This window comes from Enterobacter sp. MALB-1, from assembly GCF_041021625.1.
GTDB lineage: Bacteria > Pseudomonadota > Gammaproteobacteria > Enterobacterales > Enterobacteriaceae > Enterobacter > Enterobacter oligotrophicus.
Genome location: NZ_JBDPJL010000001.1, coordinates 2,003,954 through 2,016,539, shown reverse-complemented (window position 1 = coordinate 2,016,539; position 12,586 = coordinate 2,003,954). Strand labels below are relative to the sequence as shown.

At 55.0% G+C, this 12,586-nt stretch carries 8 protein-coding genes and 2 tRNA genes; 5 read left to right on the top strand and 5 right to left on the bottom strand.

All coding sequences use genetic code 11. From position 1 onward, the window contains the following. Positions 1-4: 4 nt before the first annotated feature. From purU to ABGB15_RS09575, 3 genes are all read left to right on the top strand, one after another. Positions 5-847 carry a formyltetrahydrofolate deformylase gene (gene purU / locus ABGB15_RS09585; protein WP_014832256.1) on the top strand — a complete coding sequence of 281 codons (843 nt, stop codon included), beginning with the start codon at positions 5-7 and terminating at the stop codon, positions 845-847. 157 nt (positions 848-1,004) lie between these two features. Further along, positions 1,005-1,089 (top strand) — tRNA-Tyr (locus tag ABGB15_RS09580). 35 nt (positions 1,090-1,124) lie between these two features. Further along, positions 1,125-1,209, top strand: a tRNA-Tyr gene (locus ABGB15_RS09575). Between the two features lie 188 nt (positions 1,210-1,397). On the opposite strand, the gene narI is transcribed toward ABGB15_RS09575, so the two are convergent. From narI to ABGB15_RS09550, 5 genes are all read right to left on the bottom strand, one after another. Beyond that, complete coding sequence (narI, locus tag ABGB15_RS09570; RefSeq protein WP_152081325.1) at positions 1,398-2,075, bottom strand: respiratory nitrate reductase subunit gamma; 678 nt, start codon at positions 2,073-2,075, stop codon at positions 1,398-1,400. Further along, entirely contained in the window at positions 2,075-2,785 is a 711-nt protein-coding gene (narJ, locus tag ABGB15_RS09565) for a nitrate reductase molybdenum cofactor assembly chaperone (RefSeq protein WP_215722182.1), read from the bottom strand. Before narJ ends, narI begins: the two co-directional genes overlap by 1 nt. Continuing rightward, positions 2,782-4,317: a nitrate reductase subunit beta gene (narH, locus tag ABGB15_RS09560; protein WP_152081327.1), complete on the bottom strand. Its 1,536-nt coding sequence runs from the start codon at positions 4,315-4,317 to the stop codon at positions 2,782-2,784. Before narH ends, narJ begins: the two co-directional genes overlap by 4 nt. Continuing rightward, positions 4,314-8,057, bottom strand: a complete 3,744-nt coding sequence (locus tag ABGB15_RS09555) for a nitrate reductase subunit alpha (protein WP_152081328.1) — start codon at positions 8,055-8,057, stop codon at positions 4,314-4,316. Before ABGB15_RS09555 ends, narH begins: the two co-directional genes overlap by 4 nt. A gap of 381 nt (positions 8,058-8,438) precedes the next feature. After that, positions 8,439-9,836, bottom strand: coding sequence for a NarK family nitrate/nitrite MFS transporter (locus ABGB15_RS09550; protein ID WP_152081329.1), 1,398 nt, complete (start codon positions 9,834-9,836; stop codon positions 8,439-8,441). A 309-nt stretch (positions 9,837-10,145) separates the two neighbouring features. Here ABGB15_RS09550 and narX point away from each other — a divergent pair, with 309 nt between their 5' ends. Both narX and narL read left to right on the top strand, forming a co-directional pair. Next, entirely contained in the window at positions 10,146-11,942 is a 1,797-nt protein-coding gene (narX, locus tag ABGB15_RS09545) for a nitrate/nitrite two-component system sensor histidine kinase NarX (RefSeq protein ID WP_152081330.1), read from the top strand. Then, a complete protein-coding gene (gene narL, locus ABGB15_RS09540) occupies positions 11,935-12,585 on the top strand; it encodes a two-component system response regulator NarL (RefSeq protein WP_003856701.1) in 651 nt (216 codons plus the stop codon). Before narX ends, narL begins: the two co-directional genes overlap by 8 nt. Position 12,586 lies beyond the last annotated feature (1 nt).

Genomic DNA, 12,586 nt, shown 5'->3' with positions numbered 1-12,586 from the left:
GGCGATGCAATCACTACAACGTAAAGTTCTGCGCACCATTTGTCCCGACCAAAAAGGGCTTATCGCACGAATTACCAACATTTGTTACAAGCATGAACTGAATATCGTGCAGAACAACGAGTTCGTTGACCACCGTACTGGCCGTTTCTTCATGCGTACCGAGCTGGAAGGCATTTTCAACGACACCACCCTGCTTGCCGATCTGGACAGCGCCCTGCCGGAAGGCTCAGTACGTGAACTGACGCCTGCGGGCCGTCGTCGTATTGTGATTCTGGTGACCAAAGAGGCCCATTGCCTGGGCGACCTGCTGATGAAAGCAAACTATGGCGGCCTGGACGTCGAAATCGCCGCCGTTATCGGTAACCATGAGACGCTGCGTACGCTGGTTGAGCGTTTCGACATTCCGTTTGAACTGGTGAGCCATGAAGGCCATACCCGCGAAGAACACGACAACCTGATGGCACAGGCTATTGAAGCGCACAACCCTGACTATGTGGTGCTGGCAAAATATATGCGCGTGCTCACACCTTCTTTTGTGGCGAGATTCCCGAACAAGATTATCAATATTCACCATTCATTCCTGCCTGCCTTTATTGGTGCGCGTCCTTACCATCAGGCATACGAGCGCGGCGTGAAGATCATCGGTGCGACGGCGCATTACGTGAATGACAATCTGGATGAAGGCCCAATCATTATGCAGGATGTGATTCATGTGGATCATACCTATACGGCGGAAGATATGATGCGTGCCGGGCGTGACGTTGAAAAGAACGTACTGAGCCGCGCGTTGTATCAGGTTCTGGCACAGCGGGTCTTCGTCTACGGTAACAGAACGATTATTCTTTAATCCTTCGGAAAATGAACTGATTAGCTTTGCGTCTTTACGAACAAAAAGCAGGCAAACGGCTTCATTTTCCTAAAGGAATGCTTTACAGGGGCGCGTCATTTGATATGATGCGCCCCGCTTCCAGCAGGAAGCAGGCCAGTTAATAGCATTACCCCGTGGTGGGGTTCCCGAGCGGCCAAAGGGAGCAGACTGTAAATCTGCCGTCATCGACTTCGAAGGTTCGAATCCTTCCCCCACCACCATCTCTCAGCGTTACCTCAAAATATGAATTACCCCTGGTGGGGTTCCCGAGCGGCCAAAGGGAGCAGACTGTAAATCTGCCGTCATCGACTTCGAAGGTTCGAATCCTTCCCCCACCACCATCTCTTTTGTAAAATTCCACTTTGTAATTTCTGTACCGTTTTCCCTGGCTAAAACAAAGCCGAGCCTCCGTTGCAGGTCGGGTAAGGCGTAGCCGCCATCCGGCACCTGACAGCGACATCCGCGCTAAACGCCCCGAGCCAGGACAAAAAAAACCCCGCAAATGCGGGGCCAGTATCAAAACAGCGGATTAGCGACGTGCACGCACAATCTGGTATTTGCGCGTCAGGTACTCCACCGGTGCGCTCCAGATGTGCACAAGACGGGAGAACGGGAACAATACAAACAGCGTCATGCCCAGCACCAGGTGCACGCGGAAGACAAATGCCACACCGTCCAGATGCTCAGACGCACCGCCGTGGAAAGTCACCACAGACTGCGCCCAGCCAACCAGCTTCATCATTTCGCTGCCGTCCATATGCTGCGCGGAGAACGGAATGGTCAGCAGACCCAGCGCGCACTGAACCATCAGCAAGGACAAAATCAGAATGTCCGCTCCGGTGGTGGTAGCACGAACGCGCGGGCTGAACAGGCGGCGTTTCAGCAGCAGCAGGCCACCCACCAGCGTCATCACACCACAGGCACCACCGGCGATCATCGCCATTTTCTGCTTCACTTCGACAGGCAGGAAGGATTCATACATCCAGTGAGGCGTCAGCATGCCCAGGAAGTGACCGGCGAAAATCCCCAGAATGCCAATATGGAACAGGTTGGATGCCAGGTTCATTCCTTTGCGATCCAGCATCTGGCTGGAGGCAGCACGCCAGGTGTACTGGCCGTAGTCATAACGCAGCCAGCTTCCCACCAGGAATACGGTGCCCGCAATATACGGGTAGATGTCAAAGAAGAACATATTCAGGAAGTGCATTATTGCTGTCCTCCGTTAGAGATATTCAGATATTGCGGAGCAACCGCTCCGGCAAAACGACGCTGGTGAGCCGAGATTTCCGACTCGCCACAGTTCTGGTCAGCAAAGAATTTCACCTGCTCTTCTTCCCAGACCGCATCCAGTGCCTGCGGTGTGTCGTCGCGGGCTTCATCCGCAATTTTTTCCGCTACTTTTTCACTGTCGACCGAGGCGTTTGCCAGCTTCACCAGCAGGTCGAACAGCACTGCGTAGCGGCTCTCACGTTGCTGAAGACGCGCGCTGAGCAACGCCAGAATCGGCGCGATGTCCTGCAAACCACCCAGCGCCTCTTCTTTCGGCAACTGCGCCAGGTACTCCAGATAGAGCGGCAGGTGGTCCGGCAGTTCGCGGCTGTCGAGCTGCAAACCGTGCTGCTCATACTGCGCCATCAGGTCTACCATCGCCTGACCACGGTCGCGGGACTCACCGTGAACGTGTTCAAACAGCAGCAGTGAGGTGGCGCGGCCACGGTCAAACAGCTGGCTGTAATCCGCCTGCGCATCGAGCAGATCGCGCGCTAACAGGTCGCGGAGGAAAACGCCCAGTTTCTGGGCATCCTCTTTATCCAGGTTTTCAGATGACGCGAGTGCATCGAAGAGTTCCTGTTGATGCTGCGCAAGCGCAGCATCCGGGTACTCGAGCAGACGCGAAACAATGACGAGTTCAATCATTGGTGCGGCTCCGTTTTGCTGGTCACATCCATGGCGTCGATGCGGCGGCTGTTGAACAGGTTGAATTTGCTGTCTGACCCGTGGCAACCGTCGCCAAAGGTAAAGCCACAACCTCTTTGTTCCGGGAAGGCTTCGCGGGCCTGCTCACGGTGGCTGCTCGGTACCACGAAGCGGTCTTCGTAGTTCGCAATCGCCAGGTAACGGTACATCTCCTGCGCCTGCGCTTCGGTCAGCCCAACCTCTTCCAGCGCACGGGTATCGTTAACACCGTCAACGGTTTCCGCACGTTTGAAATGACGCATCGCCAGCATACGTTTCAGCGCCAGCAACACCGGCTGGGTATCGCCTGCGGTCAACAGATTCGCCAGGTACTGAACCGGGATACGCAGGCTTTCCACATCCGGCAGAATGCCGTTGCTGCCCAGTTCGCCTGCATCAGCGGCAGACTGAATCGGAGACAGAGGCGGCACGTACCAGACCATCGGCAGCGTGCGGTATTCCGGGTGCAGCGGCAGGGCCAGCTTCCAGTCCATCGCCATTTTGTACACCGGAGACTGCTGTGCCGCGTCGATCACGCTCTGCGGTACGCCGTCTTTCAGCGCCTGCTCAATCACCTTCGGATCGTTTGGATCAAGGAACACGTCCAGCTGGCGCTGATACAGATCTTTCTCGTTCTCGGTGCTGGCCGCATTTTCAATCGCATCCGCGTCATACAGCAGCACGCCGAGGTAACGAATACGCCCTACGCAGCTCTCGGAGCAGACGGTTGGCATCCCGGCTTCAATACGTGGATAACAGAAAATGCACTTCTCTGATTTGCCGCTCTTCCAGTTGAAGTAGATTTTTTTGTACGGGCAACCGGTAATGCACATACGCCAGCCGCGGCACTTGTCCTGGTCGATCAGGACGATGCCGTCCTCTTCACGTTTGTAGATAGCACCGCTTGGGCAGGTCGCGACGCACGCCGGGTTCAGGCAGTGTTCGCACAGGCGCGGCAGATACATCATGAAGGTGTTTTCGAACTGGCCGTACATCGCCTTCTGCATGTTTTCGAAGTTCTGGTCTTTGGCGCGTTTTTCGAACTCACCACCCAGGATCTCTTCCCAGTTTGGACCGCTGGTGATCTTGTCCATGCGCTGACCGGTGATCAGCGAGCGAGGACGCGCGATCGGCTGGTGCTTGCTTTCCGGCGCGTTATGCAGATTCTGGTAGTCGTAGTCAAACGGCTCGTAATAATCGTCGATACCCGGCAGATGCGGGTTAGCAAAGATTTTACCCAGCAGCATCGCGCGGTTACCCATGCGCGGCTGCAGCTTGCCGTTGATTTTACGTATCCAGCCGCCCTTCCACTTCTCCTGATTTTCCCAGTCGGTCGGGAAGCCAGTGCCGGGTTTACTTTCCACGTTATTGAACCAGGCGTATTCCATACCTTCACGGCTGGTCCAGACGTTTTTACAGGTGACTGAGCAGGTATGACAGCCGATGCATTTATCCAGATTCAGCACCATGCCGACTTGTGAACGAATTTTCATTTTACGCTCTCCTGTACCTGGTCATTACCTTCGCCGTCTAACCAGTTAATATTCTTCATCTTACGTACCACCACGAACTCATCGCGGTTAGATCCTACGGTGCCGTAGTAGTTAAAGCCGTAGGCCAGTTGCGCATAGCCGCCGATCATGTGGGTTGGCTTAGGTGTAATACGGGTCACGGAGTTGTGAATACCGCCGCGCTGCTCGGTGATTTCAGACCCCGGCAGGTTAACGATACGTTCCTGCGCGTGGTACATCATGGTCATCCCGGCAGGTACACGCTGGCTCACTACCGCACGCGCCGTCAGCGCACCATTGCTGTTGAACACCTCGATCCAGTCGTTATCTTCGATACCCAGATCTTTAGCGTCCGCTTCACTCATCCACACAATCGGGCCACCGCGGGACAACGTCAGCATCAGCAGGTTGTCGCTGTAGGTGGAGTGGATACCCCACTTCTGGTGCGGCGTCAGGAAGTTCAGCGCCTTCTCAGGGTTACCGTTGGATTTCTTGCCCATCACAGTTTTCACCGAACGGGTGTCGATTGGCGGACGGTAAACCAGCAGGCTTTCACCGAAGTCACGCATCCACTGGTGATCCTGATACAGAGACTGACGACCGGACAGGGTACGCCATGGGATCAGCTCGTGAACGTTGGTGTAACCGGCGTTATAAGAGACATGCTCATCTTCCAGGCCAGACCAGGTCGGGCTGGAGATAATTTTGCGTGGTTGCGCCTGAATATCGCGGAAGCGGATTTTCTCTTCCTCTTTATTCGTTGCCAGATGCGTATGATCACGGCCAGTGAATTCACTCAGCGCCGCCCACGCTTTTACCGCCACATGACCATTGGTTTCAGGAGCCAGAGTCAGGATCATCTCTGCCGCATCAATTGCCGTGTTCAGCATTGGCTGGCCTTTAGCCGGGCCGTCTGCTTTGGTGTAATTGAGCTTACGCAGCAGATCCATTTCGCTTTGGGTGTTCCAGGCAATGCCTTTCCCGCCGTTACCGATTTTCTCCATCAGCGGGCCGATAGAGGTAAAGCGCTCGTAAGTGGCCGGATAGTCGCGTTCAACCGGAATAATATGCGGCGCAGTAACGCCAGGAATCAGGTCGCACTCGCCTTTCTTCCAGTCCTTCACGTCCAGCGGCTGCGCCAGTTCGGCGGCAGAGTCGTGCTGGATTGGCAGCGTAACCACGTCGGTCTCTTTACCCAGGTGACCCACACAGACCTCGGAGAATTTCTTCGCGATGTCTTTGTAGATCTCCCAGTCACTTTTGGATTCCCATGCCGGGTCAACAGCAGCCGACAGCGGATGAATAAACGGATGCATATCCGAGGTATTCATGTCGTCTTTTTCGTACCAGGTCGCGGTTGGCAGCACGATGTCGGAGTACAGGCAGGTGCTCGACAGACGGAAGTCCAGCGTCACCACCAGATCCAGCTTGCCGTCCAGCCCGTTGTCTTTCCATTCCACTTCTTCAGGCTTCACGCCGCCCTGTTTGCCGAGATCTTTACCCTGGATACCATTTTCAGTACCGAGCAGGTATTTCAGCATGTACTCGTGGCCTTTACCGGACGAACCCAGCAGGTTAGAGCGCCAGATAAACAGGTTACGCGGATGGTTTTTACCGTTTTCCGGCTGTTCAGCCGCGAAACGGATTGAGCCGTCTTTCAGGGATTTAACGGTGTAATCCACCGGCGTCATGCCTGCTTTTTTCGCCTCTTCCGCGATGCGCAGCGGGTTAGTACCCAGTTGAGGCGCAGACGGCAGCCAGCCCATACGTTCAGCGCGAACGTTGAAATCAATCAGATGGCCGCTGTAGCGGGATTTATCTGCCATCGGTGACAGCAATTCCTGCGCGGTTACCGTCTCGTAGCGCCACTGGCTGGAGTGGTTATAGAAGTAAGAGGTGCTGTTCATGTGACGCGCCGGACGCTGCCAGTCAAGGGCAAACGCCAGCGGCTGCCAGCCGGTTTGCGGACGCAGTTTTTCCTGGCCCACATAGTGCGCCCAGCCGCCGCCGCTCTGACCCACACAGCCGCAGAAGATCAGCATATTGATCAGGCCGCGATAGTTCATATCGAGGTGATACCAGTGGTTCAGACCGGCACCCACGATAATCATCGAACGACCGTGAGTTTTATCTGCGTTTTCCGCAAATTCACGTGCGATACGGGTGATCTGTGCCGCCGGTACGCCCGTGATTTTCTCCGCCCACGCCGGCGTATACGCTTTCACTTCGTCGTAGCTGGTTGCGCAGTTTTCATCGTTCAGGCCACGTTCCAGACCATAGTTGGCCATGGTCAGGTCGTAAACGGTTGTCACCAGCGCCGTAGACCCATCCGCCAGTTGCAGGCGTTTCACCGGCAGTTTGTGCATCAGGACGTTTTGCAGTTCAACTTTATTGAAGTGTTCAGAACCTTCGCCGCCGAAGTACGGGAAGCCGACTTCAGCGATGTCGTCCTGGCTACCCAGCATGCTGAGACGCAGTTCAGTCTCTTCACCCGTGGTGCCGTTACGCTGCTCCAGGTTCCATTTACCCTTCTCGCCCCAACGGAAACCGATAGAGCCGTTTGGTGCTACCAGCTCGCCATGACTGTTAAAGGCGACGGTTTTCCACTCTGGATTGTTTTCCTGACCCAGTGCGTCCACCAGATCGGCTGCACGCAGTGTGCGGCCCGCGGCATAGTAACCATCACGCTCTTCCAGCATCACCAGCATCGGCATGTCGGTATAGCGGCGCACGTAGTCGGTGAAATACTGGCTTGGTTTATCCAGGTGGAATTCACGCAACATGACGTGGCCCATTGCCATCGCCATCGCGGCATCGGTCCCTTGCTTCGGAGCCAGCCACAGGTCGCACAGTTTGGCGATTTCTGCGTAATCCGGGGTCACTGCAACGGTTTTGGTGCCTTTATAGCGGACTTCAGTGAAGAAGTGGGCGTCTGGGGTACGGGTCTGCGGAACGTTAGAACCCCAGGCAATGATGTAGCTGGAGTTGTACCAGTCTGCAGATTCAGGCACATCGGTCTGTTCGCCCCAGGTCTGCGGAGAGGCTGGCGGTAGGTCACAGTACCAGTCGTAGAAGCTCAGACAAGTGCCGCCGATCAGCGACAGATAGCGAGCACCGGAAGCGTAAGAGACCATCGACATCGCCGGGATTGGCGAGAAGCCTGCGACACGGTCCGGGCCGTAAGTTTTGACGGTATAGACGTTAGAGGCAGCAATCAGTTCGTTCACCTCTTTCCAGGAAGAACGGACAAAACCACCGCGGCCACGAGCTTGTTTAAAACTTTTCGCTTTGTCAGCGTCCTCGATAATGGATGCCCAGGCATCAACCGGATCGCTGTGCTGAACTTTCGCTTCACGCCACATTTTCATCAGGCGTTTACGCATCAGTGGGTATTTCAGACGGTTAGCGCTGTAGAGATACCAGGAGTAGCTGGCACCACGCGGACAGCCACGCGGTTCGTGGTTTGGCATATCCGGGCGAGTGCGCGGATAGTCGGTCTGCTGCATTTCCCAGGTCACCAGACCGTTTTTAACGAAAATCTTCCAGCTACAAGAGCCAGTGCAGTTTACGCCGTGGGTAGAACGGACAACTTTGTCATGCTGCCAGCGCTGACGGTAACCGTCTTCCCAGTCCCGGTTGGTCTCCAGAACCTGGCCGTGCCCATCGGCAAAAGTTTCACCCTTCTGTTTGAAGTAGCGAAACCGGTCCAAAAATTTGCTCATCGGGTATCTCCTGTGTGGAGCCTGTGGCTCTCTAAATCGACATTGCTGATTTGCAGCGAAGGTAACGCCCTGATAGATGACGAGAATTGATAACGATCAAGGCAAAGAGGCTCTTCGCGTCGTGGTATTACACGCGCTACCACTTAAGCGGTATATTTTTCTGTTTTTTATCTTTATGATTTATAAGGGTAAAATCCATTTATCGTACAAAAAGTGCTGCTTTTTTTAACATCTTAGGTATTAAGGGGTAGAGACAGCTGCAAAGCGATGGCGATCACAGTGTCAGAGGTTCAAAACAGGTGCAGCACCGATAAGTATGTTGTAACTACTTTGCACATAAAAAAAGCGCGGCCCAAAGGCCGCGCAAACGGATAATCAAACTTACTTGTTTTTCTTGGTATTACGGCCATATACCAGCCACGTAATCACAACGCAGGCGATATAGAAGACGAGGAATACTTTCATTGCCCCTGCCGGAGAACCGGTCAGGTCCAGTGAGATACCAAACGCTTTTGGAATAAAGAAGCCGCCAATCGCGCCAATGGCAGAGATAAAGCCCAGCGCCGCTGCAGTATCGGTCGCTGCTTCACGCATCGCCTGTTCTTCAGTGCCACCCTGTGCTTTCACGCGATCCATTGTGAGCTTGCGGAAGATGATAGAAATCATCTGGAAAGTCGACGCACTACCCAGCCCGGCCGTCAGGAACAGCACCATAAAGACGCCGAAGAAGGCGATGAAATTACCACTCTGACCCTCGCCTGGCAGCGTCAGGAACAACAGCGCACAGAAGACAGCCATCACCACGAAGTTCACCAGCGTCACGCGCGTCCCGCCCAGACGGTCAGAGACCATACCGCCGAGGGAGCGTGCCAGTGCACCAATAAACGGACCGAAGAAGGCAAAATGCAGGATCTGTATTTCCGGGAACTGCGTTTTTGACAACATGGCAAAGCCCGCAGAGAAACCGATGAACGAGCCGAATGTGGCCAGATACAGCAGCGCCATCACCCACAGGTGGCCGCGTTTCAGCACCGGAAGCTGCTCGCTCAGGGAAGCCTTCGACGCGGACAGGTCATTCATAAAGAACCAGGACGCGAGGGTGAATACCACCAGGAACGGCACCCAAATCCAGGCTGCGTTTTGCAGGAACAGAGAAGAACCATCCGGCTGCTCAACACCACCGCCGCCAAAGGCTGCGAAGATGGAGACAGAGATCGCCAGCGGGGCAATCAGCTGCATCACGCTCACGCCCATGTTACCCAGACCGCCGTTGATACCCAGCGCACCACCCTGCTTCGCTTTCGGGAAGAAGAAGCTGATGTTTGCCATGCTGGACGCGAAGTTTGCACCGGCAAAACCGCACAGCAGGGAGATAATCACGAACACGCTAAACGGTGTGGAGGTATCCTGGACGGCGAAGCCGAGCCACACGCAAGGCACGATCATGATACCGGTACTGAACGCCGTCCAGCGACGGCCGCCAAACACCGGCACCATAAATGCGTAAGGCACGCGCAGCAGTGCGCCCGATAACGACGGCAGCGCGGTCAACATAAACAGCTGATCGGTGGTAAAGGTAAAGCCGACTTTCGGCAGATTCACCGCGACCGCACTAAACAACATCCATACGCAAAACGCTAACAACAAACATGGAACGGAAATCCACAGATTACGACTTGCTACACGATGACCGCGCTGTTGCCAGAACGCCGGATCTTCCGGACGCCATTCAGTAATAACGCCACCGTTTTCCCTTTCGGGAGCGGATGAGTGACTCATAGACACCTCTGATTCTCGAATGATGCTGCAAACATTAGGGTTTTAGGGCGGCGGTAAGTTGATATAAATCAAAGGAAAAGTGGAGGGTTTGGCGACGAAAAAAACGCCATCACCCTTAGTGGGTAGGGATTTTATGCAAAAAAGGTGTGGTTTTTCACGGTGCTGAAGCGTCCTGGTCGGGGCCTCCCCCCGACCACTACCCTTATGGCAATTTAGGGGTAATCCTTTATTGGTATGGGTATACTCCAGGGTATGCACCAGAATAGCGCCATTCCTGCAAGCAGGCCACGTCAGGAGCCCGGCAACTCTATGTTAAAAAGATGTTTATCACCATTAACGCTGGTGAATCAACTGGCACTGATCGTTTTGCTGTCCACCGCTATCGGTGTGACCGGCATGGCTATCTCTGGCCGTCTGGTTCAGGGCGTGCAGGGTAGCGCGCATGCCATTAACGAGGCAGGCTCCTTACGCATGCAGAGTTATCGCCTGCTGGCCGCCATCCCGCTTACGCAGGATGATAAACCGCTTCTTGATGATATGGAGCGTACCGTATTCAGCCCGGAGCTGGTCGTTGCCGCCAACCGCGACGGGCAGCAGGCGCAGCTCAAATCACTGCAGGATTACTGGCACAGCCAGCTGCAGCCCGGCATGAAACAGGCCACATCGCCAGACGCGGTAGCCACCGATGTCGCCAGTTTTGTTGCCCGCATCGACAGCCTTGTCTCCTCGTTCGACCATACTACCGAGATGCGTATTGAGCGGGTGGTACTCCTGCACCGGGCAATGGCCCTATTTATGGGCCTGCTGCTAATTTTCACCATTATCTGGCTGCGTAAGCGGCTGCTGAATCCCTGGAAACAGCTACTCGCCGTGGCGCGCGCAGTCACCGAGCGCGACTTTACGCAGCGTGCCAACATCAGCGGTCGCAATGAAATGGCAATGCTGGGCCAGGCGCTGAACACCATGTCCGGAGAGCTTGCTGAAAGCTACGCGGTGCTGGAGCAACGTGTGCAGGAAAAAACCGCCGGGCTTGAGCAGAAAAACGAGATCCTCTCGTTTCTGTGGCAGGCAAACCGTCGTCTGCATATGCAGGTCCCGCTGTGCGAGCGGCTCTCCCCGGTACTCAACGGTCTGCAAAATTTAACGATGTTGCACGATCTGGAACTGCGGGTTTACGACGTCGAAGATGAAGAGAACCATCAGGAATTTACCTGTCAGTCGGATATGTCATGCGATGATAAAGGGTGTCATCTTTGCCCTCGCGGTTTACCTCCCTTGACCACCAGCGGTACTACGCTGAAATGGCGTCTGACGGACAGCCACACGCAGTACGGCATTCTGCTGGCGACGCTTCCCGCAGGCCGCCATCTCAGCCATGACCAGCAGCAGCTGGTTGATACGCTGGTTGAACAACTGACGGCCACGCTGGCGCTTGACCGTCACCAGGAAAAGCAGCAGCAGTTGATTGTCATGGAAGAGCGCGCCACCATTGCCCGCGAACTTCATGACTCTATCGCCCAGTCGCTCTCCTGTATGAAAATGCAGGTAAGCTGCCTGCAGATGCAGGATGCGGAGATGCCCGAGAGCAACAAACAGCTCCTTAGCCAGATCCGCAATGAGCTGAACACCTCCTGGGCCCAGCTTCGGGAATTACTGACCACCTTCCGTCTGCAGCTAACCGAGCCAGGCCTGCGCCCTGCTCTTGAATCCAGCTGCCACGAATTTAGCGCCCGACTGGGGTTCCCGGTCAAACTTGATTACCAGCTTCCGCCTCGTTTTGTCCCTTCTCACCAGGCGATTCATCTACTGCAGATCGCCCGTGAAGCCCTGAGCAATGTACTCAAGCATTCCGGTGCTACGGCGGTCACGGTGACCGTGAGTCATCACAATAATCAGGTGAAGCTGACTGTCCAGGATAACGGCTGCGGCGTGCCGGAAAATGCCGAGAGAACGAACCACTATGGTTTAATTATCATGCGAGACCGCGCGCAAAGCCTGCGCGGTGATTGCCAGGTTCGCCGGGGAGAGTCTGGTGGCACTGAAGTCGTCGTCACCTTCATACCCGAAAAGCCCCTTACAACTGCTCAAGGAGAAAACCATGACTAATCAGGAACCGGCATCGATCCTGCTGATCGACGATCACCCGATGCTGCGCACTGGCGTAAAACAACTTGTCAGCATGGCACCGGATATCACCGTTGTCGGTGAAGCCAGCAACGGCGAACAGGGTATTGAACTTGCCGAATCGCTTGATCCTGATTTGATCTTGCTCGATCTCAATATGCCCGGCATGAACGGCCTGGAAACCCTCGACAAGCTGCGGGAGAAATCGCTTTCAGGACGCGTTGTGGTCTTTAGCGTTTCGAATCATGAAGAAGATGTGGTCACAGCGCTGAAGCGCGGTGCAGACGGCTATCTGCTGAAAGATATGGAGCCTGAAGATCTGCTCAAGGCGCTGCAACAGGCCGCAGCGGGCGAAATGGTATTGAGTGAAGCCTTAACGCCGGTACTGGCCGCCAGCCTGCGCGCGAACCGCGCGACGTCCGACCGTGACGTCAGCCAGTTAACCCCGCGAGAGCGCGATATTCTCAAGCTGATTGCCCAGGGACTGCCGAACAAAATGATCGCCCGCCGCCTGGATATCACCGAAAGCACGGTTAAAGTGCACGTGAAACATATGCTGAAGAAAATGAAGTTAAAATCCCGCGTCGAGGCCGCCGTGTGGGTGCATCAGGAACGCATTTTTTAAC